Annotated in this window: 32 protein-coding genes and 1 pseudogene; 10 read left to right on the top strand and 23 right to left on the bottom strand. The window is 45.5% G+C overall.

Annotated elements, in window-relative coordinates; all coding sequences use genetic code 11:
* Positions 1 to 123: 123 nt before the first annotated feature.
* Genes CAG60_RS05500 through CAG60_RS05550 form a run of 11 tightly spaced genes read right to left on the bottom strand, consistent with a single transcriptional unit; the run spans position 124 to position 5263 of the window.
* Positions 124 to 453: a hypothetical protein gene (locus CAG60_RS05500; RefSeq protein WP_161425865.1), complete on the bottom strand. Its 330-nt coding sequence runs from the start codon at positions 451 to 453 to the stop codon at positions 124 to 126.
* Positions 450 to 803, bottom strand: a complete 354-nt coding sequence (locus tag CAG60_RS05505) for a hypothetical protein (protein WP_161425866.1) — start codon at positions 801 to 803, stop codon at positions 450 to 452. The genes CAG60_RS05500 and CAG60_RS05505 overlap by 4 nt, the downstream gene beginning before the upstream one ends.
* Before the next feature lie 2 nt (positions 804 to 805).
* Positions 806 to 1315: a hypothetical protein gene (locus CAG60_RS05510; protein ID WP_202598525.1), complete on the bottom strand. Its 510-nt coding sequence runs from the start codon at positions 1313 to 1315 to the stop codon at positions 806 to 808.
* A complete protein-coding gene (locus CAG60_RS05515; RefSeq protein WP_161425867.1) occupies positions 1312 to 1944 on the bottom strand; it encodes a hypothetical protein in 633 nt (210 codons plus the stop codon). The genes CAG60_RS05510 and CAG60_RS05515 overlap by 4 nt, the downstream gene beginning before the upstream one ends.
* A 40-nt stretch (positions 1945 to 1984) precedes the next feature.
* On the bottom strand, positions 1985 to 3301 hold the full coding sequence (locus CAG60_RS05520) for a tyrosine-type recombinase/integrase (protein WP_161425868.1): 1317 nt from the start codon (positions 3299 to 3301) through the stop codon (positions 1985 to 1987).
* Positions 3237 to 3848, bottom strand: coding sequence for a 3'-5' exonuclease (locus CAG60_RS05525; protein ID WP_161425869.1), 612 nt, complete (start codon positions 3846 to 3848; stop codon positions 3237 to 3239). Before CAG60_RS05525 ends, CAG60_RS05520 begins: the two co-directional genes overlap by 65 nt.
* Before the next feature lie 9 nt (positions 3849 to 3857).
* Complete coding sequence (locus tag CAG60_RS05530; RefSeq protein WP_161425870.1) at positions 3858 to 4013, bottom strand: hypothetical protein; 156 nt, start codon at positions 4011 to 4013, stop codon at positions 3858 to 3860.
* A complete protein-coding gene (locus CAG60_RS05535) occupies positions 4006 to 4401 on the bottom strand; it encodes a hypothetical protein (protein ID WP_161425871.1) in 396 nt (131 codons plus the stop codon). Before CAG60_RS05535 ends, CAG60_RS05530 begins: the two co-directional genes overlap by 8 nt.
* A gap of 9 nt (positions 4402 to 4410) precedes the next feature.
* A complete protein-coding gene (locus tag CAG60_RS05540) occupies positions 4411 to 4614 on the bottom strand; it encodes a DUF3283 family protein (protein WP_161425872.1) in 204 nt (67 codons plus the stop codon).
* Positions 4614 to 5030: a hypothetical protein gene (locus tag CAG60_RS05545; RefSeq protein WP_161425873.1), complete on the bottom strand. Its 417-nt coding sequence runs from the start codon at positions 5028 to 5030 to the stop codon at positions 4614 to 4616. The genes CAG60_RS05540 and CAG60_RS05545 overlap by 1 nt, the downstream gene beginning before the upstream one ends.
* Before the next feature lie 2 nt (positions 5031 to 5032).
* Positions 5033 to 5263: a hypothetical protein gene (locus CAG60_RS05550; RefSeq protein ID WP_161425874.1), complete on the bottom strand. Its 231-nt coding sequence runs from the start codon at positions 5261 to 5263 to the stop codon at positions 5033 to 5035.
* Between the two features lie 142 nt (positions 5264 to 5405).
* Between CAG60_RS05550 and CAG60_RS05555 the strand changes: the two genes are divergently transcribed.
* From CAG60_RS05555 to CAG60_RS05585, 7 genes are all read left to right on the top strand, one after another.
* The gene (locus CAG60_RS05555) at positions 5406 to 6047 is read left to right on the top strand and encodes an XRE family transcriptional regulator (protein WP_161425875.1); all 642 of its coding nucleotides are present in this window, start codon (positions 5406 to 5408) and stop codon (positions 6045 to 6047) included.
* A 105-nt stretch (positions 6048 to 6152) separates the two neighbouring features.
* Entirely contained in the window at positions 6153 to 6440 is a 288-nt protein-coding gene (locus CAG60_RS05560) for a hypothetical protein (RefSeq protein ID WP_161425876.1), read from the top strand.
* On the top strand, positions 6433 to 6807 hold the full coding sequence (locus CAG60_RS05565) for a hypothetical protein (protein ID WP_161425877.1): 375 nt from the start codon (positions 6433 to 6435) through the stop codon (positions 6805 to 6807). Before CAG60_RS05560 ends, CAG60_RS05565 begins: the two co-directional genes overlap by 8 nt.
* A complete protein-coding gene (locus CAG60_RS05570; RefSeq protein WP_161425878.1) occupies positions 6804 to 7058 on the top strand; it encodes a hypothetical protein in 255 nt (84 codons plus the stop codon). Before CAG60_RS05565 ends, CAG60_RS05570 begins: the two co-directional genes overlap by 4 nt.
* Positions 7022 to 7654 carry an HNH endonuclease signature motif containing protein gene (locus tag CAG60_RS05575; protein ID WP_161425879.1) on the top strand — a complete coding sequence of 211 codons (633 nt, stop codon included), beginning with the start codon at positions 7022 to 7024 and terminating at the stop codon, positions 7652 to 7654. Before CAG60_RS05570 ends, CAG60_RS05575 begins: the two co-directional genes overlap by 37 nt.
* Positions 7632 to 8228 (top strand): hypothetical protein, encoded by a 597-nt coding sequence (locus CAG60_RS05580; RefSeq protein ID WP_161425880.1) that lies wholly within the window; start codon positions 7632 to 7634, stop codon positions 8226 to 8228. The genes CAG60_RS05575 and CAG60_RS05580 overlap by 23 nt, the downstream gene beginning before the upstream one ends.
* Positions 8229 to 8288: 60 nt before the next feature.
* Positions 8289 to 9098 (top strand): hypothetical protein, encoded by an 810-nt coding sequence (locus CAG60_RS05585; RefSeq protein WP_161438458.1) that lies wholly within the window; start codon positions 8289 to 8291, stop codon positions 9096 to 9098.
* On the opposite strand, the gene CAG60_RS05590 is transcribed toward CAG60_RS05585, so the two are convergent.
* From CAG60_RS05590 to CAG60_RS05600, 3 genes are read right to left on the bottom strand one after another with little or no spacing between them, the layout of a single operon-like run.
* Positions 9095 to 9295: a hypothetical protein gene (locus CAG60_RS05590; protein WP_161425882.1), complete on the bottom strand. Its 201-nt coding sequence runs from the start codon at positions 9293 to 9295 to the stop codon at positions 9095 to 9097. The genes CAG60_RS05585 and CAG60_RS05590 overlap by 4 nt on opposite strands.
* Positions 9296 to 9304: 9 nt before the next feature.
* Positions 9305 to 9688, bottom strand: a complete 384-nt coding sequence (locus CAG60_RS05595; RefSeq protein ID WP_161425883.1) for a hypothetical protein — start codon at positions 9686 to 9688, stop codon at positions 9305 to 9307.
* Positions 9689 to 9700: 12 nt separating this feature from the next.
* Positions 9701 to 9922, bottom strand: coding sequence for a hypothetical protein (locus CAG60_RS05600; protein WP_161425884.1), 222 nt, complete (start codon positions 9920 to 9922; stop codon positions 9701 to 9703).
* 227 nt (positions 9923 to 10149) lie between these two features.
* On the opposite strand from CAG60_RS05600, the gene CAG60_RS05605 reads away from it, so the two are divergent.
* Both CAG60_RS05605 and CAG60_RS05610 read left to right on the top strand, forming a co-directional pair.
* The gene (locus tag CAG60_RS05605) at positions 10150 to 10779 is read left to right on the top strand and encodes an AAA family ATPase (RefSeq protein WP_161425885.1); all 630 of its coding nucleotides are present in this window, start codon (positions 10150 to 10152) and stop codon (positions 10777 to 10779) included.
* A gap of 78 nt (positions 10780 to 10857) precedes the next feature.
* On the top strand, positions 10858 to 11085 hold the full coding sequence (locus tag CAG60_RS05610; protein ID WP_161425886.1) for a hypothetical protein: 228 nt from the start codon (positions 10858 to 10860) through the stop codon (positions 11083 to 11085).
* 263 nt (positions 11086 to 11348) lie between these two features.
* Here the strand turns inward: CAG60_RS05610 and CAG60_RS05615 are convergent, their stop codons facing one another.
* Complete coding sequence (locus tag CAG60_RS05615) at positions 11349 to 11537, bottom strand: hypothetical protein (protein WP_161425887.1); 189 nt, start codon at positions 11535 to 11537, stop codon at positions 11349 to 11351.
* Positions 11538 to 11699: 162 nt separating this feature from the next.
* Here CAG60_RS05615 and CAG60_RS05620 point away from each other — a divergent pair, with 162 nt between their 5' ends.
* Entirely contained in the window at positions 11700 to 12026 is a 327-nt protein-coding gene (locus tag CAG60_RS05620) for a helix-turn-helix domain-containing protein (RefSeq protein WP_161425888.1), read from the top strand.
* Here CAG60_RS05620 and CAG60_RS05625 read toward each other — a convergent pair.
* The 8 genes and pseudogenes from CAG60_RS05625 to CAG60_RS05660 form a co-directional block, all read right to left on the bottom strand.
* Positions 12023 to 12325, bottom strand: coding sequence for a hypothetical protein (locus CAG60_RS05625; RefSeq protein WP_161425889.1), 303 nt, complete (start codon positions 12323 to 12325; stop codon positions 12023 to 12025). The genes CAG60_RS05620 and CAG60_RS05625 overlap by 4 nt on opposite strands.
* Positions 12326 to 12656: 331 nt before the next feature.
* Positions 12657 to 12869 carry a hypothetical protein gene (locus tag CAG60_RS05630; protein WP_161425890.1) on the bottom strand — a complete coding sequence of 71 codons (213 nt, stop codon included), beginning with the start codon at positions 12867 to 12869 and terminating at the stop codon, positions 12657 to 12659.
* A gap of 10 nt (positions 12870 to 12879) precedes the next feature.
* Positions 12880 to 13224 carry a hypothetical protein gene (locus CAG60_RS05635; RefSeq protein ID WP_161425891.1) on the bottom strand — a complete coding sequence of 115 codons (345 nt, stop codon included), beginning with the start codon at positions 13222 to 13224 and terminating at the stop codon, positions 12880 to 12882.
* A gap of 183 nt (positions 13225 to 13407) precedes the next feature.
* Positions 13408 to 13653 carry a hypothetical protein gene (locus CAG60_RS05640; RefSeq protein ID WP_161425892.1) on the bottom strand — a complete coding sequence of 82 codons (246 nt, stop codon included), beginning with the start codon at positions 13651 to 13653 and terminating at the stop codon, positions 13408 to 13410.
* Between the two features lie 650 nt (positions 13654 to 14303).
* Entirely contained in the window at positions 14304 to 15014 is a 711-nt protein-coding gene (locus tag CAG60_RS05645; protein WP_161425893.1) for a hypothetical protein, read from the bottom strand.
* Between the two features lie 609 nt (positions 15015 to 15623).
* Positions 15624 to 15866 carry a hypothetical protein gene (locus tag CAG60_RS05650; RefSeq protein WP_161425894.1) on the bottom strand — a complete coding sequence of 81 codons (243 nt, stop codon included), beginning with the start codon at positions 15864 to 15866 and terminating at the stop codon, positions 15624 to 15626.
* Positions 15863 to 17647, bottom strand: coding sequence for a phage head spike fiber domain-containing protein (locus CAG60_RS05655; RefSeq protein ID WP_161425895.1), 1785 nt, complete (start codon positions 17645 to 17647; stop codon positions 15863 to 15865). Before CAG60_RS05655 ends, CAG60_RS05650 begins: the two co-directional genes overlap by 4 nt.
* A 44-nt stretch (positions 17648 to 17691) precedes the next feature.
* Positions 17692 to 19347, bottom strand: a pseudogene (locus CAG60_RS05660) (hypothetical protein); the annotation flags it as partial.

Raw genomic sequence — 19347 nt, forward strand, 5'->3', positions numbered from 1 at the left:
AGTTGGCTAGGCGATTCCTTGGCTTATTAAGGAATCTTTGTGGCTCTCTAAAGATAAGAAAACCACAATACAGGAGACTTTACATAAAACCCTTAGCCGAATCAAGTCGTTTTGTGGTACTAATTACAAATTTTTGTCTTTTCGTGGTGTTTTGGCCAAAATTTTCACAGTGCGACCGTCATGCAGCGCATTTGCATTCTGTTGTGACTCGTCACGATTTAGCATCCAAGCCTTAACGCTCTTTATGCCTTGGGCTACCCCGCTGACGAAAGCGCTTAACGCTTGGGCCATCTGGTTAGCGGCAGTAAATATTGAAATCTCTTGGCTAAAAACTTGCGCAATCTTAACGGCCAGCTTTGCCTGTGCCTCGCGCAGCTCTCTGGCTTGCTTGGTCCTCGATGGCCAGTAAATGCCATGCTTACTGGCTACTTTCTTGCGATGGCTCAGTTTCATAATGCTAAGTCCTTATAGTTTGGCCAAGTATGGAAACACTCTGAATCCCATTTAAATAATCCATTGCACCCGCCTGGCAGCGGCTCCTTGCATTTTTCACAGCGCTGGCTGTTCAGTTCGGCGAGTTGCAGTTGTAACTTTTGCCAATCTCGGTCAATTAATAAAGCGACATACTCAGCAGCGTCGTAAGGCTCGGAAGTTCCCGCGCGAACTTGGCACATTTTAGATAGTCGCTCTCGCTCTACTCTGGATAGCTTTAGCCGCACTTCTTGAATGTCGGCCTCCTTCTCTCTTTTTCGTTGCCGCCGCTTGCGTTCGGCAGCGGCCATTTTTTTCTTGTCGTCTGTCATATTCACCCCGCGTGTTTTTTCTGCGAACGGCTATAACTCTTAAAGCTCAACATAAAGATTAGAGCCGCCTGTTCTGGGCTCCATAGTTCAAACTCAATATCGAAAGGGACTGCTTTTGGGAATTCATCGAGCGGTAAACCAAACGCTTCAGCCTCAGTGATCAGCATTCTAAGATCGGCCTCTTTAATGGCAGGGTGCTCGGTGGTGACATTAAATTGCTGGTCAATTTCAGAGTGGTAGAACTGCTCTATCCTCTGATAATCAGGCAGCAATTTTTTAAGCGGTTTCGACACGTCCCCGATATATGCCTCTGGGGCGTCATGCAATAAACCTGATAATTTCAGCTCATCAGGCAGTTGCTCGGAAACCATTACGCAATGCTGGGCTACACTGTACTGTCCAACATGTCCTGTGTAGCGGTTAATGTGAGCTAGGGCAAAAGCTATGCTTTCAATGTCGGCAATAAATGGCTTACAAAAACGGTGTAAGTCTCCGTTGCATAATACAATCATACATTTCCCTTTTGGCACTTAAACTCAGGAGTTCGATACTCAGCCCAGCCCAATAATTCATACTGATCATTGAAAACTATTGGCTCGTAATAAGTGCTAAATTCAGGATGATTCATCAAGCTATACCACCCGATAGCTTCTACTGGATCGCCATCAATGGTAACTAAATGACTATCATCTAACGGGCACTCTTGCTCAATATCATCTTCTGCAAACTCAATTGGCTTGTTTACATACTGAGCATAAAAAACTAATTCAACCCATGTGTCAGCACGTTTGTGTCTTGCGGCTAACCAAAAGGTTTTTGCTTCTCCTTTGGGAACGTCAGGTTTTATTTTCGGCGAGTTCCAGTGAACAACTGGCTTGATATCTTTCAACTGGTTTTCTACCGCATCGCAAACCAGATCAGCGGCTTTAATGATGGCGGACATTTGGCTTTGTTCGGCCGTGATCCCAGGGTGCTGCCGTGACAGCTCTTTAGCGATAGCGGCGCACATTGCTATCTGATTTATCTTAAAGTTTTGAATGTGAATTTCTTCCCGATCCAGTGTTGGGTCATAGTTAAAAATCACTCCTAAGTCTTGATTGTCATCGCAAGTGAGATAGTTGGTTTTTGTCGAATTGCTCATAAAAATATCTTCCTTTGTGTAGGAGTTGCCAATCATTCGCCTACGCCTTTTCGGTTAAGGCTTGGGCGCGTTCGTTAAAATCGCTCGGTGTCGCTGTTGTGTCGGTCTGAACCTTGCTTTTTTGGCGGTCTAGCTCAGCATGCCAAGTCATTAATGCCTCGCGTTTTTGCTGCTCGACATAGGTGTGGATGTACGCCTGATCGAGCTTAGATAGCGCATGGTTTAACAGCCTTTCGGCCACCATGTAATCAACGCCTAAATCCGCCCAGCAAGAACGGGCGCACTTGCGCAGGTCGTGGGCGGTCCACTCGCCTTGGCTAACGGTCTTTACCCAATCGTTGGCCATGGCTTCAGTGATAGCGCCGCGCTTACTTGGGTTAGCAAACAGGAAAGGGCCACGATACCCCCACATGCTTTGATACAGTTTGTGTTGGTCGAGCCAAGCAAACATCCAAGGCGTTAGCGGGATCACCAACTCGGTGCCGGTCTTGGTGATGTCACCAGGGATGATGAGGCGCTGGCCCTCGATGTCGATGTGGTCCCAACGTAACTGGCGGGTTTCACCGATGCGCGTGCCATGACCGAGCATCAGCATGATGAAGGTCTTGTGAAAGGGCTTAGACGATAAAGTGCGTTGCCACAACACAGGCAGATCCTTGGCCCTGAGCTTGCTCGGCTTAGGCTTTATCTCTGTATCAATGAAGTCAGAAAACACCATGCTGGCGATCGGGTCTACCGATAATCGTTTGAGTTTTTTGGCTTGCTTAAAGGCGCGTTTTAACAGTGCAAAGTGCTGCTTAACCGTGCCAAGCTCATAGCGGCTTTGCAGCGGCCAAACCAGCTCAGTGTCTAACATAGACTCATCAACATCACCGATCAGCTCACTGCCTAAGCAGGGTATTAAGTGCTTATTGATACTGCTTTTGATGTTGAGCTTTCTCTTTTTGCTCAAGCTGCGATCCGATAAAGCGCGGTCACAGTACCAGCTCAACAACTCCCCAACGGTTTGCCAGTCGTTTAAAGTGGGCGTGTCACCCTGAGCTAATTTGCCAATCAATGCCTGTTTCTGCTCTTTGACCTGATCGGAGGTTAGGTCCGGCCAGTTCGCCAGCTTGATTCGCTTAGTCTTGCCGGCTTTGTAACTGACCAGGTACCAGCTGGCCGTTTCTCGGCTGGCGTGAATGCGCAACACAAACGGCTCACCAATCGCGTTGATCTCCGTGATGCTTTCATCTTTCAGCGCGCGTTTAATCGCTGCCTCAGAGATTTTCAGCTGCACCGTGGCCATCGCTTTACCTCGCTGCGTTTTCTGGCTGGCGAAGTTGATTAAAGACTTCCAGCAAATAGCGAGATTCATGGACAGCATCATGCAAAGCGTGGTGTTTTGAGCCAATAAAATCGAGGCTGTATTTCGGATCGATGCCGCGCAGCATGCGGCCCATCCAGACGACGGTTCTAAGCGACTGATTGCCAGCATAGTGCCACGGCACTTCCAGTTCGGCTTCTTCGTAAGCGTGAGCCAAGATCACGTTGTCGAACTCGGGGCCGTTGCCCATGAATTGGATTTTCTTATCGCCAAAGTTGCACTTGAGAAATGCGGATAATGCTTGCAGCGCTGACGACAAGCTCATGCGATCAAGGTCTTCACCAAACATTTCAAGATACGCTTCTGGATAGGCTTCGCGCTGCTCCTCCCACCAATTCGCCGTATCTAGTGATTCTGCCCTGTCAAGCTGACTATCCAGGCATACTGGCGTGTAAAATCGCCCTGCTTCGCGTCCCTGGATCACATCGATTAATACCACGCCAATCGCGCCAATCTTAGCGTCTGGGGTTTTCGCCAAGGTTTCAATGTCACCGATGGCGATCAGGGGGGATAAATTAAGTTCATCTAAAGTTTTCATTGGTCGTCCTTACAGTTCAAATAGTTTATTGATGTGGCGCTGCTCGTGATAATCCTCGATTTTGCGACGAACGCGCGGATCAGGGCCGGTTTTTTTTGATGCTTTAGGCGGTCGCTGAAAGCGCGGCCAGTTAATCGGATGATGCTCATCACTGGTTTTAAGCACGCTTACCTCCAAGTGTATTGATGATGTATTTTCTGGCGCGCGTTAAATGCGCCTCGTAAGTTTTAAGGCTCATGTCCATTGCGTGGGCTTTATCTCGATTAAGCGCGTGAGCGGGCAACCCTTTAAGCGTGACTGCACCGTAATGAACCCGTACTACATCGGCGCTTTTTCTGTTTGAACGCGATAGCGCCATTAACGCCGCTTCCACTTGCGCCTCTACGCAATCGAGAACGGGTGACTTTTGACCTGTGCTACCAAAGTTCATCACTCCTTTTTGAGCGATCAGCTTTGCCATCAGCGAGCCGTAACCGGACACTAATTCGCCCTGGTGTACCCATCGCGCCCAGCTCTCCATGATCTGATTGAAGTTGTGGCGGTCTAGTGCCATTGCGCGTCCTTAGTTATTGCTGTTGCGATAGTGATTGAGCCACTTTTTCACCTCTTGCTGCTCTGGCTCAGAGAGCTGCGCGAGTCGCTTATCGATTTCAACGCGGCCGATCTTGCCTTTTCGCCACTGCCACAGCCAAAAGCTGGCTTTTTTCTGGCACTCCGTAATAAAAGCCAATTGTTCATTTCCGTCGGCGGCAAGATTCAGGCTCATTAAGCGGCTCCTTTACGTAAGCGAAGTAAAAATTCACTGACGGCTTGCTCAGGATTAAGTACGTGATCGGGTCGTGATTTAGCTTGAGCCATCGGAGCGATTTGGACGTCACCTTTTTGCATCGGTATTTGTTGATAAATCGATGGCAAGGGACCATAAACGTGCGCAAAGTAAGCGCCAGTTTTGCGAAAATACGCAATCTCTTGAACGCTATCAGGATTATTGACCACCACAATGATGTGCGAAGACGTCGGACGATGGCGGCCTAACTCCAGCTGTAAGCGCTCCAGGCGATCGTGATGACTCGGCAAATGAGCAAGATTGATGCACTGAATTCGATTTTTATAAATCCGCGTCAAGTCGCCAATTACCGCCAAGCGCGATACTGAGTTTCCGCCCATCAACACAATGATCATAATTATTCTCCGTTCGCCATCTCAGCTTTATTATCCAAATAAGCCCTGCGCCAATGCGCAAGGCTAACCTTACCCTTGCTCTTTAAAGTAATGAGCTCTTGCTCTCGTAAGCGTGGAAAGCGGTGCAGCTTTGCCCAGCTCGTCACCGTCTTATAAGACACGCCTAAAAAAACAGCGGCTTTAGCGCGGCCACGATGACCAAACTCGGCGTCTATCCACTCACTAAATATCACGTTTTGATTACCTCTCTGCGTTTTGTGGTATTTTGTACCACATTTAGTGGTTAATATAAAGATCGATTTGTGGCAAACTCTGCAATGTGTGGTAATATAAAGGCAAATAAAACCAACTTTGTGACCTAGAAACGGGCAGACTATGGATGACAGATATAAAGAGCTGATCGCAAATCGCATTAAAGCCGCGAGAAAAGCCGCAGGGCTAACCGTTGGCGAAGCGAGCTTTCGAGCAGCCGTTGGTCAAAGCCGGTGGTTGAACTGGGAGTGCGCGGCAAGAACACCGAAGCTCGACATGATTCCCGCCATTGCTTCAGCAATCGGCACTAGCGCCGCTTATATTGCTGGCTATTCCGATCACCAGGGCGAAAGCTCAGACAGTTGGCGCTACATTATCGCCAAGGGCGAGAGCCCGGCTCAGCAATCCGTTAGCAACGATTTTCTGGCCTTTAATATCGATCGATTAAGAGATAAAAAACTTCCTGAGCGTGATGTTTTGCTTGTTAATGTTCGCGACAACAGTCTTGCGCCGGACTTGTACGAGGGTGACGCGGCGCTCATTGACCGTCGAAAAAAAGACGTCGATAAGAATGGGATTTTTGCTATTCGCGATAATAGCGGGCTTATTTGGCTAAGATGGATAAGACCAGACTTAACCGGTGGTTACACTCTCTATACTGCTGATAAAGAACATTTTCCTGACCAAATCATGGACGCTGAGCAATTTGCCGCGCTCGACATTGCAGGCAAATACATTGGCCACTGGCACTGGGATAACAACTAATTGTAAAGCGCGGCGCGTTCGTCGTGTTTTTTTTCGCCCTCAATTACCACTATTTGTGATATTTACCACCAATAGAATTAAATTAGCACCACAAAAGGAAAGATCATGAATTCGCTAACTGAAACCAATTTAATCAGCCCAGAGCAGCTGCCATCGCTGCAAAAAAAATTGGTTAGGAAAGTCAATCGCGAAGCGGCAAGTCTGCTTGCAGTCGAAGCGCTAGCAAAACAGATCACAGAATTAAGTCACGGCAGAATGAATCCGCAAAAGCTCGATCAAATTCAGCAATATGCAGAAGCCATCATGTACAACTTGGAAGATGCGAGAGAGCGCATGACAAGCATCGCTTTGGGTTTAAATGAATTGTCTATCAAGGAGCAAAGCCATGTCTGACGTTATTGCTAATTCAAACTATCAGTTAGATGAAGAACAACTGGCCGTCTTGGTCAGTTATGCCAACGGATTAGATGATTTCGACATTTGCCAGGCGCTCGATATCAGCAAGGCTGAACTAAAAACCGTTGAGCTCGACATACAAGGTAAGCTTGAGGCAACAACAACACCGCACATGATTAGCAGAGCGTGGCAGCTTGGCATTTTAGCGAGTCGCGCTCTGTGCTTGGTTTTAGTTCTTGTCACCAGTTTGCACGCACTTGATCCAAGCATGAGTCGAGTCAGAACCCCAATGAGAAATACCCGCAACCCAACCACCATTGCCCGCGTTCGCCAGGCAGGAAGAAATAAGGAGCTAGGCGCATGAAAAACAAACTAATCGATCTTAACGACCACTTATTTGCCCAGTTAGAGCGCCTTTCTGACGAAAGTACCAGAGGCGAAGCGCTGGCAGAAGAAATTAAACGCGCTAAGGCTGTTAGCACTGTCTCTAAAGAAATCATTGCCGGCGCAACGCTAGCATTGGATGCCGCTAAATTCCAAAACGACTATAGAAATGCATCGATACCGGAGCAGTTGCAATGCAAAAAAGAAAAAGTGATTACACCCAAGAGATGATTTCGTTTCTTGAAGAGCATTACCCAGCTGCCCCCGTTAGCGGTTGGTTAAATAAATTTAATAAAACTTTTGGCACAAATAAAAGCAAGAGTGCGCTAACCAGCTCATGTAAGCGATTCAAAATAAAATCTGGACGAACCGGACAGTTTGAAAAGGGTCATGTTTCGCATAACAAAGGGAAGTCGTTCCCTTTGAGGGGCAAGGCAAAGGAAACTGCATTTGGTGGCGTTCGCTCGAACGCTAACGATAACAGAAAGCCTATAGGCTCAACTCGGGTGTGTAAAAAAGACGGCTATCTGATTATTAAAGTGGCCGAGCCGAATTTATGGCGTCATGCACATGTCGTTCTTTGGGAAAAAGAGCGCGGGCCAATTCCTGACGATCATGTAATCCGCTTTTATGATAACTCGCCGGAAAAAACAAGGGCTCCAACCATAGACAACTTATTTATGGTAAGTCGCAGCGTTCATGCTCGGCTTACTCAAATGAAACTGTCTGACTCCCCAATGGAACACAAAGACACCCTAATCCTCATCGCCAAGATTGAGCAAGAAATAAAAGGAAGGTCTGAAGATGAACAAATCCCAGTTAATTAACCAGACGTCAGGCACATTTGAGTATTACACCCCAGAAATCTGGGTGAACGCGGCCCGTGAAGTCATGGGCGGCATTGAGTTGGATCCGGCTAGCTCATTTGCGGCCAACCTAGTGGTAATGGCTGATCGATTTTTCGATGAAAAAACCAACGGCCTGGCGCAGCCTTGGATAGCTCAAAGCCTTTGGATGAATCACCCGTTTCATAGGGGCGAAAAGCCTTGCCCTAATGACCGCAGCAAGTGCAAAAAGAAAACGTGTAAAACCCGTGGCTATCACGTCGATCAGCCCATCCCAAGCAATATGGATTGGGTAACCAAACTGATCAACGAATACGAAGCTGGCAACGTCAAGCAGGCGATTTGCATCAGCTTCGCTTCCACCTCTGAGGGCTGGTTTAAAAAGCTGCTCAAGTACCCGCAATGTTTCCCTGGCGGGCGTGTGCAGTATTACAAGCCTGACGGCACTCTGGATAACAACGTAACCAAAGGCAGCTGCTTAACCTACCTTGGCCCCGACTATTTAAAATTTGCCGACGTCTTCAAACGCTATGGCACAGTAAAAATTGCAATTTAAGGAATTATCATGAGCGAAACCACCCAAGAAATTAAACGGCTGAGCACAATTGAAGCTCTATTGCAGCACAGCGCTGACGACTTGCTTGACGCTTTTTTGAAAACTTACAACCAGCAAAATTCAGACTGGGATCGTCTTATTTCTGAAAATGAAAGGCTGCAACAGCAACTTGATGGCTACAAACGCCAAGCTCATACTCAAATTAGCGAAATCGAAGAGTTAAAGAATGAGAATGCGTTTTGTCGCGAAATGGCACTAAAAGCCGAGCAAGTGGCCAACCAGTCAACAGGCTTACAACAAGAGTTGGCGCGAACAAAATTAATGAACCGCTCGCTTACCGAAGAGCTAAAAGAGCTAAAAAAACTGAACCCTAAAAAGCTTAAAGAGCAAAATAAACGCCAGCAAGCCAAGGCGATTGAGAAAGATAAGCGAATTAACCAGCTTGAAGTTTATTTAAAAGAAACAGGGAAAGAGATAACAGAGTTAAAATCAAGCTTAAATAAAGCGGTCGGAAAAATAGCGCAGTTACAAAAACAGCTCGCGCACGATACTGGTAGCGGCCTGTACCATAACGGCGAACACCACTTAATCATTTGGCCACAAAAATCCAAGATACAAGACGCTAACGGAAACATTTTCGAGGGTCGCTCCCTGCTTTATCTTCACCAGTCTGGCCGCGGGGGGCTGATGACATACAACCCCGAAACCGAACAGGTAAACCTGTGCGCTTCGCCTCGCGGCGGGCTGAGGCCAAGTGAAGAGCTAAAAGAATTTGCTCAAAGCTGGCTAACGAAAGTGAATGTCATACAAGAAGGCATTATAAAGGAAGAAGATATGATACCAACCAACTACAACGGCGAAGATTTTTAATTTTTACTCGAAAGCGCCAATTGCAAATCATCAATCATGCACTGAATCGTATAATCAGTGCATGAACCTTTTACCGCCCTATCAATAGCCGACTTGCTTGGCGCAGCGCCGCGAACGGCTTTAATCATCGCCTCTGCCTTGCGCTGGCTTCCTGCTTGAGCAACCAGCGCGGCTAATTGCTCGGTTTTATTTTTCATCAACTACTCTCAGCGCCATTCGTTAATATCAAATTTGTTTCTCTGTGCCAACTCACGCCCAGCGTCCCACGCGGCAGCTCCCAGCTCTCCATGAAGACCTTTTTCATAAGACCTTGTTGAGTTCCCGCTCATATCAAAGCCAATAAATCCCGACACAAACCCAGTTTCAAAGCCGCGAGCTTGGCCAATTGTGGCCACGGCCGCATAAAGTCCGTTGATAACCGCTTGTTGATAAGCTTCTGCTGCTTTTTCGTCTGAAATAAACGTGCAGCCCATCATTTCATAAACCTTTTTAGCAATTTCTTTCGCTTCCGCTGGGGAAAACGGGCTTGATTTTGGCGTGGATAAAAAATGCTGCTCTACAACAGCTTGTACGATTTCTGAATATTCCATATTTCTGATCCCCTATAAATTATCAACGATAACCACGTCGTCATTACAACCAAGCATTTCTCTATAAAACTCAATGCTCTGATCAAGCGCAATGTAATGCTCATAATCTTCTTTAGTCATGTTATCGCAATCGAGCTCATGATGTTCAGCGCTATATTTAGCTGCAATTAAATTTAACTGAGCTTGTAAAGCATCTTTCAGTTTTTTAACGCGTGTTTTATTTACAGTAACCATTTTAATTTTCCTTTTTTTTGCTTTTAGGTTTAAGCACCTTTGCCCTAACCTTTGAATACATAATACGCCCCGATTCGGGGCATTACAAGAAAACTTAACAGTGGGCGTGCTAAGTTGTGATGACAATCACAATAAATCACCGAATTTAAATACACATAAAATATCCATTGAATATCCCAATGATATCTTATATATATAACAAGGATATCAAAGGGAGGATATACACGGTGATAATTACCATTGCACATAACAAGGGCGGCGTGGGTAAAACTACGCTAGCACTTAACTTGGCTGCGCTGCTCAAGCCGGATGTCATTGTCGATCAAGATACGCATCAAAGTTTAGTTATCTTAAACAGACTGCGTGATGAAGCGCTGCCAGTAGTCACTTGCATCAGTCGCGCTGAGCTGATGACGGTTCTAAAGCAATCTGATCAAGGTAAAACAATATTAATTGACTGCGGAGGCTTTGACTCCAACGTAAACCGTTTGGCCGTGGCCGCCGCTGATCTCGTCATTGTGCCGGCTAATGACGATACAACAGAATTAATCGGACTGCGTCACTTTAACCAAGTGCTTGCGGAGCTCAGTAAAGAAATGGGTAGCCACATTACAGGCCATGTTTTATTTAATCGCGTCCATCCGAACCGCCGAAAATTTGAAGATGTCGAAGCGTTTTTGGCAAACGCGGAGCACATGAAGCGACTTGATACAATAATACCTCGCCGCAAGCACTATCCTGATGCGCTGGCGAACGGCGCGGGCGTAACAGAATACAAAGCAACAAAGTACAGTGATGCAGCAAGAGAAATGGTCCGGCTTGTTGATGAAATTAAAGCTAGAATAGAATCAATATAATACACCTTGGATACACTTTAAATATCCAATGAATACATATAAAATACACAAAGAATATATAATTTAAGGCGAATACACATGGCTAAAAACTGGGATGCTTTAGGTAAAGTTGGAGAAAGTGCAGCACTGAAAGAAAATAGCGCTGACACCAGATCAGCAACCAAATCAAAGCACTTGAAAGCGGTGCCGATCAGTTATTTTGAAAAGCATATTGAGCTAAAAAAAGGAGGGAAAACAAGCTTAGATTTCAGCGCTTACATCATCGAAGCGATACGCGAAAAGCTAGAAAGAGACGGGGCGCTATAGCGAAAATTAGTTAGCCGGAGGGCTCTCACACACCGCCGGCTAATTGCAACACACAATCAAAAGGAATCAATCAAATGTCACATGCACAATATACAGCAATATCAAGAACACGTCTAACGGACCTTGCCAGCGTTCCTGCGGGTATGCTTATCGAATATCTGTCAACAAAACCCTCATGGTACCAGCGGGCGGTGTTTAAAATGCTATCGAATGGCCAGTGGTCATAGTCAATAAAGCCCTAGCTGTTTAGCTAGGGCTTTTCTTTATGCCGCTTTATAAGCTCCTTTTATTTGATTAACGAGCGGTTTCAACAAAGTGATACCTGCCGATATTTCTTTCTCTGCGTCGTCGCCTGACAAAATCGCCCTCTCCATCACTTTTAATAGTGATTCCATGTCTGAGCAAATGCTATTGATTGATTCTTGAGCCATTTTATTACATTTATCGTTCATTTTTATTATTACCTAGACAACTTAAAGTAGGTCTGTGCAATAGCTTTGCTATCGCTTTCGGCGTGAAATATGCCCTTTGAGATTAGTGGTGTAAATACACTAGGACAAAATAGTCCTACACTTAATGATAAAGAACTCAAATTGTCCTGTGAGGTGTGATAAATGTCATATGTACCGCTGCTACAAGCACTAAAAAAACGCAGGGAGGCGTCCGGCCTCTCACAAGCTCAGTTTGCAGAGATGGCCGGAATCTCTCTCAAAACGTACCAGAGAATAGAACGTGGTGAATCTGATCTTAAAATGTCACATTACAAAGCGTTAATTCAGAATCTTAAAGTTACTGATTTAGACATATCGCTAGACATGATTGGCATAGAAATGGCGACGCCTTGGGACGTGGCAGCAGCTGCAAGAACGCTGCCGCCGGAAATTAGAACAGTGCTTGTCACTTTGATCATGATGATGTACCGCGACAAAACAACAGACTAAAGTTTTATTTTATTCATATACTCGATCAGTTGGCTTAATTGACTCTCATTACCTCGAACTGAGCTTATTTGCTCATAAATCAACGCTACCGTTGCCCCTGCATGATGCACTCTATCAATAACTAATTTAAGGCCATCAATGCTGCTGGCGAGCTTATCGATGCGCCAGACCACGAGTTCATCGTTTGATTTAAGATTGTTCAATATTGCAGATAGGTCATCACCAATTTGATCGCACTCTTCCAACGCTATCAATTGCATCCCCAAGTCGTCATCGTGAACGACATAGCCGTACTTCATTTTTATCCCCTAGCGTGACACGTCACAATCAATTCAATGATGATAAATCAGCGTAAAATTAGTTGAAATGATGATGTGCATAGAATTGGCAAGCGGTCACTATAATCCGGTGTTTATTATGTCCATTATGTTAAACGAGCGGTTTTGTGGGTGGTTTAAGGGCTTTGGGTTGCATCTTGGCATTTAAAGTCCGAAACCGCTGCTTAGTAAGCCTTAGAGAGAGAAAATTTAAATTGAAAGTTTATTACAGTTTTAGTGGGAAAGTTGGTGAGATATTAGGCGGGGATATTTGGCGATGGATTTACATCGAAACCGCCAAAAGATCGAGTTATCAAAGCTTGGCTGAGCTAAAGCCGTTATCCATGATTAGCGCCGGATCATCTTCATTAATCAACCAGCGTGAACCTTGTGCTTTCCAGGAGCCATCAGATTGCTTGTAATCAACGTTTTCTAGCCTTCCAATAAATCCAAGATCAGTCGAATAGATTTTCTCTACACTGGACGCGGTGCGAATCGTTTTTCTTGGGTTGTATGTGTATTCCATAATTTGCCCTTTACTCATTATCAAATATTGTCATTTGTTCATCTGGCTGTTGCTTCAGGTCCATCTGTTGACCTGTTCGTTCCTGGTAGATGCCGGCAGCAACGTGTCGGCCGGAACGCGACAGCTGAACGCACAAGCTAAGATCGGAGAGCCTGCCGATGTCTAACACTCCACGCTTGCCAAGAACATGAATCCCTTTGCGAAAATTCGACGGATCCAGATCGCCAGTTCGTGACGTGGCAATCATGTCTTTAATCTTGGCCAGCGAGATTGGTCCTGATTTGCCATTGACTTCGAGCAGCGCCAAAACAAAAAGCGCATCTTTCTGGTTTTTTGATAGCCTTACTTTCGACACTTCTTAATCACCTCCAGAGTGAATAAGGAAATATTACCCTCACTTCTTAATCGAGTAAAGCGGAACGGCGCAAAAGAACTATCAATTTAAGGGGATAAACGCAAAGACTAGATAACGAAAGGGATACAGAAATGCATCCCCAGAATTATGCCCAGATTTTGGGGATAAAAAAGGGTGACATTGTCACCCCTTGTTTGCGACCAGCTCTTTAATGCTCTCTATGTTCTTGTTGTGTTTATGGGTGCAGTGATCGCCAATCGCGATGGCCAGAGCCCAGAAAAAAAGCGGACCGACAACTGAGGCGAAAGTGACAATCGTTAATATCAGTAAAATAATTGATCCGGTCACTGAAGAATAGAGCAAACCGAGCGGCCCTAGAAATATCGTCAGTAACAAAGATACCAATCTTGATTTTGGCGTTAAGTTCATACAATGATCCTTTTTTATTTTATCGCTCGATCTCATCATTGATTTGCATATCCTGTCAATCTATTGACTCACATAAAGCAAATGAAAAAGCCAAAGTTGGCTCAAATATTGCCCCATCCCCTTGCGAGGCCGCGCGAAGCGCCTTGGCGGCCTCTGTGTTTGATTTAAAGCGATAGGCTCTGCATTTATTCCACTGGATTGTCAGAGTGAGATGTAGCTTGACGGTCGGATGACAAAAGAAATGTTCAGCGTTCAAATCTGGCCCCTAGCTTCAGCTAGGAAATGGCCAGGCATTATCATTCTTTGTTTATCCACAGTTTTTTGAGTTTATGAAAATAAGAGATCCACTTAATTTATTAATAGGGATTAAAGGGACCCTGTTAATAAATTAAATGTAATCACTCTATAAGATGAACTTACCGCTTGCACTATCAACTATCATCATCAACTCTCATTTTTATAATGTGTATACATGGGTTATACAAAGGTTATTCAAAGCAAGATGGGCAGATCTTTTACTTGTGGATATTTACTTGTGTAAACTCCTAAAAATAAGCAAAAAAAACCGCCACAGAAGCCTGTAGCGGCGTTGGTTTTCTTTTGGGGCGCAGTTAGTTGACCGAAATTAATCGGCATCAAAAAGGCGGGATCTAGTGGGTTAAATGAGCGTCGGGAAGGTCGTCTAAAATAGCGCTATCAAACTGAAATTGATGCGACTCCGTTTGATAGAGCTCAGCATTCAAAGCGTCAGCTCGCTTTTGTCGCGACAGCTTGCTGCTGTAAGTTGGCCACACATTAGAAAGCTTGGCTTTCTTTAATCGATCGAGAGCTTGATTGCGCTGCTCATCAAGCCAGCCTGATTTAAAGCCGATTTCTTTGAATAACTTCGCTGTAAGCCACTTGTAAGCCGCTGTGCCTCTTATCTTACCTTCGTCGTTGCGCAGATCCATCGCTTGGCTATTAAGATAACCGGCTCTAGCGAGCTTATCGATGTAACGAAACCAGCTGGACTCTGGCATTGCCTCACCATAAATGGCTTCGTATCGTTTTCGCATCGAGCGGTGCTTGATCGGATCAAGTTCGTTGGGTTTTGCTACGCCAATTCTGAATGTCGACCAATCCAAGTAAGTGATTATAGTGCTTAATACGCGGATCATGCGCGCGCGAACACGGCGCTGAGAATCGCGCTGGCGACAATCAACTGCGTTGAGTGATTTAAGCAAGAATGGCTTGTCAGCATAAGCGGTTAGCTTATCAATGAAGCGTCTAGTCGGTTCAGCAAGCTTAGATTTACCTGTGCCGATCAGTATCGAACGAACAGCGTCGGAGTATTTGCGCTGATTATTTTGAACTTTTTTCATTTGTCGCCTATAAAATTGGCGGCAAAGCTTGCAGTGGGGAACCGCAACAAGTAAACTAATTAATGCCAATCAATTCGTTTTCGCTTGTTTTTTGTTTGTTGCGACTCGAATTATCGAGAAGCCCGGTTTGCCGCCGGGCTTTTCACCATCTGAATCTTGCCTTTGTTTAACTAACTCAACTCAAACCGTGTTTTGTCTTATCTTAATAACCAAAAACCACATTAAGTGGTAGTTGAGATAAATCTACCACAGCATGCAGCCTTTTGCACCTGCTATGATCGCTTTTCTTTGCAATGATCTCGCGTGTGATGCTTTCTTATCCAGCCGCTAGCGCCACGGGCCAAGCGTATCGCATGCGCTAAGCCTGGATCGCACATGTCGTCATCTTCACTTGCTGCGCACAAAAAGCTCATAAATTCATCTAAGTTTTTTATAGTACAAGAAAGATCGTCAGTAATTAAGTGATTTTGATTGTTAGACATTTTTAGCCCTGCCAAGCTGTATATACATACAGTAATTAGAACTAAAAAATGGGGGATTAGCAAGAAAATAGCGGAGAAAGGAAGATGGCCAGAAACCTGACCATCTTATAAATAAGACCTGTATTTTTTAAAACTCTTCATCACTATCGTTTTGATAGTGCTCTCGAAACTCACTCTCGTCAGCGAAGCGATAAAAGTAACTAGGAACGCCGAAAAAAGTTCGGCGAGGTGTAGTCGGTTCCACTTTAAATTGCTGCCATTCTTCGACTAACTGAGTTGAGTTTGCATGATAACCATCGAGCTCAATAACTGTCGGGCTTTCAGATTCTGGATTAGATACATCGTAGAGTTTTCCGATAATGTCTATCATTTTGTTATCTCCATAGCTTCGGCATCTGATATTTCAAGCGGAATGGCCGTCAACTCTTTTATTAAACTCACGCCCTGGGCTGAATCACTTCGAGTGACTCGTCCGATCAAGATATCTTGTATGACTTCGCTAAAATCAAGCGCGGTCGTGTTTTTAATGACTTGCTTTCCGTTAACGAAAACCGAAAAACGGAATCCATTATGACTTTTTGAGAAAGTAAGCACCGACTTATAAGTCTCACCAACCTTCATTTCAGAAATGGGAATAAGTAAATCCGAAGTGAACTGAAAACCGGAATCGCCAACTCTACGACGCAAAATTAAACCGGTAGACTCCGTGGCAATACCTACACCTGCCCGAGCCACAACTTTACCTGTCAGATAATAATGCTGGCAACGCAGCGGGGATGGCGGCGAAGTATGAACGTGACTAAGATAAATAGTGCCTTGAATCCAATCGTTAACATGTTCGTTAACACGATGAGTATCTGAGTCTCTTGTGACAGCGCTGCCGTCAGTAATGATGGCAGATGTCGCTAATGCTGCGCGTTCAAATTTCACCTCTTTTACCAACAAAGAGCACTCGTCATTCTCTTGATGCTCAGTGTTTGCAAGAGTAAATGCGAGTCTCATTGTTCTGCTACCATCGTTTAAGATTGTTAATGAGTAAAAATGATATCCGTCAGAATGATATTCGTGCTTGTAGTTTAATAGATTAAAATTATCGACTACATCTCCCGAACCTGCGTCTATACCTAGTCTCCAGCGGGCTCTCGAATCAGTGCCACGGCTTTCACCGAACGCTAAAGTTTTAAACTTTGATTTTTCTGATAGTTTTATCTTTAGACTCAGAGTGTAAAGCTGATCATCAACATCTGGAAAAGAGAAGCTTTCCATTAGACTTGCAAAGGGACTGTCAGAGTTAACCGTGATCTTTGTAGCACCTTCGATTTCATCATACTCACGCAATAGCGAACCGGTAGGATTCACCCACCACGGTCCTCTGGATAAGTCATTAGAACGAGTGACTAAATTGACAGACGATTGCTCAGACAATAAACCTAAACACTCGCCCGAAACTGGATCGTACTGAATTCGAGGCGTATTCGGCCCAGCAACACGCAAACCAAAAGGACTTTGATACGTTGCCGCTGTCGCGCGCTCGGTCACTAAAATATCAGTCAGTGGCTTTTTCTCAAGACCCAGCGGACCATAGATTTTGTGCTCATTATTTACAAAATCGAGCGAGAGCGTGGCTTTTTGCTTGATAGACTCTCGCAGAGCTTTACGACGATTAAACTCTGTCATCATCGCTTCTGACACTTCATCGTAAACATGGTCGGCACGCTGTTCGAGTTCTGCCAGCTTTTCATTGCCGGCTTGCTCAATCGCTTTGACGTCTGCATCCATCTGCTTTGCAGTGCGCACTGTATGCTCGACGTTGTTCTGGCCTTTGAATTTGACTGTGCCAGTTTGCGTCCACCATTTTTCCATTTCCGCAAAGTTGGCTTGGGTGGTTTGAGTGAAGTCGCGCATTGTTTTTGCAGCGCCTTCAAAATCGCCGAAAGTTGGCACGATGGCCGCTTGCGCGCTTTGCTGTGATGCATTAGTCCAAGGTTGCTTTAGCTCAAGCTGGCCGCTAAACACGCCCGAAATTTGAACCAAGCCAAAGCCTGGGATAAGTAAACCATCACCGCCCCGAACGCCAGCGGTTGATTGATTGTGCACAGTGACAACTTTAGAGTTGTTCTGCACGCTCACGTTTAGATAAATCCAATCCATAATAATCTCGCTAAAAGAAAACCCAGCCGAAGCTGGGTTTGGGGTTAGTTAAAGGCAGAGCTTTTTCTAAATAATTGCACAATGCTATCGGAAACCGCTTTTACATGACTTCGAGTTCGATCATCCCACGCAACAACTTGAACAGTAACTGTAAATGATTGTTCTGGCTGAATTTTAATAATTGCAGGAGCTCCGCTAAAAGTGTTTTTTTCTTCTGCCGAACCTGATTGATTATTAAAACCGTCTACGCGAACATCACCTCTTGATTGAGAGATCACTTGTCCGTTACAAACGACTCTGCAATAGCCTATTGCTCTCTTGTTTACCATGGCCGCTGCATTGCAAGACACTTCAAAAACCGCAGGAATGACGGCTAGATTTGCCTCGTAACCAGTGTTGTTCTTACCTGAAACGCTGCCGATTGTTGACCAACGATTGTTGATAACATTATTTTCTCCAACGACTTCACGCCTAGAAAGTGTTAATATCTCCGCGCCAACTAAATCGCCGATCATCTGATTTGCTTTAAAGTTGCCTAAAACATTACAATTTTCGCCAATCGTCAGATTGTTTAAATGCCCTCCTCCAACTGAATAAATATGTCCGTTGCCTTGCAACGCAAAAACAACATCGCCGTTTGGGTTTTGAACAACAATCACGTTGTGGCCAGGATTCGAGACTTTGCGAATAAAGACTCTAAACCCGCCCGCGGAACCAACTTCGACTTGATCGATAAACGAACCATCTTTTGCTGTCACTTTGCCAGTGAAATCACCGGTTCCGCCGCGCAAGTGCGGCGCAACAACTTCAGTGCCTGCAACCAAGCGATTGCCGTGCATTGTGCCAAGCGTCATCTGATCGCCGTGGATTATCATCGTCGGCGCTGTCCAGCCTGAGCCATTAAATCGCTTCATCGACGACGCACTGCCCGCTGCATTGCGATACGTCAAGTGATCATCAAGCACTGGCTTGCGCTTATACGCACCGATGAAATCTTGAGTCGCGACCGCGTCGCTCGGAAACACACCGTTGCGCAGCGTTAGCGTATAAACGCCAGCACCCGATTGCGCTTGGATTGCTTCTTTCGAATGCAGCTCATAGCCATCGCTCAATATCATCCGGCCGCGCAGAATTAACTCGCGAAGCTGGTTATCAAGCGACAACAACGGAATGAAGTTTCCGTTGTTCATGACCCCGATGCGGTGATGATCGGCAATGATGTCGAGCGATGATTGCTTACCATCGTTGCTACTAACAAAGCCAGTGACTTTGCCGTTGACATTGGTTGTCATGCCGCCCTTCGCGACGGCTTGACCGTTGTTATCAACAAACGCCGTAGCGTGATAATCAATCCGCGCCTCTTGATCACCAAGCGCTGCATTGAGTGTTTTGGTTGCTTGCGCTAGCGACTGCTCTGCATCTGTCACCACTTGCTCAAGTGACGCTATCCGCGCTTTTTGCTCTTCGGCTATCGATGCTTCAAGCAGCGCGGTCGACTCTGCAAGCTCTGACTCAGCGGTGCTTTTCACTTCATCAATGCGACTGATGAGTGATTGATTTTGCTCACTCATCTGCGACTCAAGCAGCTGCTTGGCTTGCGCTAGCGACTGCTCTGCATCTGTCACAACTTGCTCAAGTGACGCTATCCGCGCTTTTTGCTCTTCTGCTATCGATGCTTCAAGCAGCGCGGTCGACTCTGC

Origin of the sequence: Vibrio sp. V33_P6A3T137, from assembly GCF_009904835.1 — a bacterium.
GTDB classification, from domain to species: Bacteria; Pseudomonadota; Gammaproteobacteria; order Enterobacterales; family Vibrionaceae; genus Vibrio; species Vibrio metschnikovii.

Bases quoted from the DNA above. Each gene is read 5' to 3' on its own strand.
- CAG60_RS05500 (WP_161425865.1), bottom strand. From the start codon at position 453: ATGAAACTGAGCCATCGCAAGAAAGTAGCCAGTAAGCATGGCATTTAC.
- CAG60_RS05505 (WP_161425866.1), bottom strand. From the start codon at position 803: ATGACAGACGACAAGAAAAAAATGGCCGCTGCCGAACGCAAGCGGCGG.
- CAG60_RS05510 (WP_202598525.1), bottom strand. From the start codon at position 1,315: ATGATTGTATTATGCAACGGAGACTTACACCGTTTTTGTAAGCCATTT.
- CAG60_RS05515 (WP_161425867.1), bottom strand. From the start codon at position 1,944: ATGAGCAATTCGACAAAAACCAACTATCTCACTTGCGATGACAATCAA.
- CAG60_RS05520 (WP_161425868.1), bottom strand. From the start codon at position 3,301: ATGAATCTCGCTATTTGCTGGAAGTCTTTAATCAACTTCGCCAGCCAG.
- CAG60_RS05525 (WP_161425869.1), bottom strand. From the start codon at position 3,848: ATGAAAACTTTAGATGAACTTAATTTATCCCCCCTGATCGCCATCGGT.
- CAG60_RS05535 (WP_161425871.1), bottom strand. From the start codon at position 4,401: ATGGCACTAGACCGCCACAACTTCAATCAGATCATGGAGAGCTGGGCG.
- CAG60_RS05540 (WP_161425872.1), bottom strand. From the start codon at position 4,614: ATGAGCCTGAATCTTGCCGCCGACGGAAATGAACAATTGGCTTTTATT.
- CAG60_RS05545 (WP_161425873.1), bottom strand. From the start codon at position 5,030: ATGATCATTGTGTTGATGGGCGGAAACTCAGTATCGCGCTTGGCGGTA.
- CAG60_RS05555 (WP_161425875.1), top strand. From the start codon at position 5,406: ATGGATGACAGATATAAAGAGCTGATCGCAAATCGCATTAAAGCCGCG.
- CAG60_RS05560 (WP_161425876.1), top strand. From the start codon at position 6,153: ATGAATTCGCTAACTGAAACCAATTTAATCAGCCCAGAGCAGCTGCCA.
- CAG60_RS05565 (WP_161425877.1), top strand. From the start codon at position 6,433: ATGTCTGACGTTATTGCTAATTCAAACTATCAGTTAGATGAAGAACAA.
- CAG60_RS05570 (WP_161425878.1), top strand. From the start codon at position 6,804: ATGAAAAACAAACTAATCGATCTTAACGACCACTTATTTGCCCAGTTA.
- CAG60_RS05575 (WP_161425879.1), top strand. From the start codon at position 7,022: ATGCAAAAAAGAAAAAGTGATTACACCCAAGAGATGATTTCGTTTCTT.
- CAG60_RS05580 (WP_161425880.1), top strand. From the start codon at position 7,632: ATGAACAAATCCCAGTTAATTAACCAGACGTCAGGCACATTTGAGTAT.
- CAG60_RS05590 (WP_161425882.1), bottom strand. From the start codon at position 9,295: ATGAAAAATAAAACCGAGCAATTAGCCGCGCTGGTTGCTCAAGCAGGA.
- CAG60_RS05595 (WP_161425883.1), bottom strand. From the start codon at position 9,688: ATGGAATATTCAGAAATCGTACAAGCTGTTGTAGAGCAGCATTTTTTA.
- CAG60_RS05600 (WP_161425884.1), bottom strand. From the start codon at position 9,922: ATGGTTACTGTAAATAAAACACGCGTTAAAAAACTGAAAGATGCTTTA.
- CAG60_RS05610 (WP_161425886.1), top strand. From the start codon at position 10,858: ATGGCTAAAAACTGGGATGCTTTAGGTAAAGTTGGAGAAAGTGCAGCA.
- CAG60_RS05615 (WP_161425887.1), bottom strand. From the start codon at position 11,537: ATGAACGATAAATGTAATAAAATGGCTCAAGAATCAATCAATAGCATT.
- CAG60_RS05620 (WP_161425888.1), top strand. From the start codon at position 11,700: ATGTCATATGTACCGCTGCTACAAGCACTAAAAAAACGCAGGGAGGCG.
- CAG60_RS05625 (WP_161425889.1), bottom strand. From the start codon at position 12,325: ATGAAGTACGGCTATGTCGTTCACGATGACGACTTGGGGATGCAATTG.
- CAG60_RS05630 (WP_161425890.1), bottom strand. From the start codon at position 12,869: ATGGAATACACATACAACCCAAGAAAAACGATTCGCACCGCGTCCAGT.
- CAG60_RS05640 (WP_161425892.1), bottom strand. From the start codon at position 13,653: ATGAACTTAACGCCAAAATCAAGATTGGTATCTTTGTTACTGACGATA.
- CAG60_RS05645 (WP_161425893.1), bottom strand. From the start codon at position 15,014: ATGAAAAAAGTTCAAAATAATCAGCGCAAATACTCCGACGCTGTTCGT.
- CAG60_RS05650 (WP_161425894.1), bottom strand. From the start codon at position 15,866: ATGATAGACATTATCGGAAAACTCTACGATGTATCTAATCCAGAATCT.
- CAG60_RS05655 (WP_161425895.1), bottom strand. From the start codon at position 17,647: ATGGATTGGATTTATCTAAACGTGAGCGTGCAGAACAACTCTAAAGTT.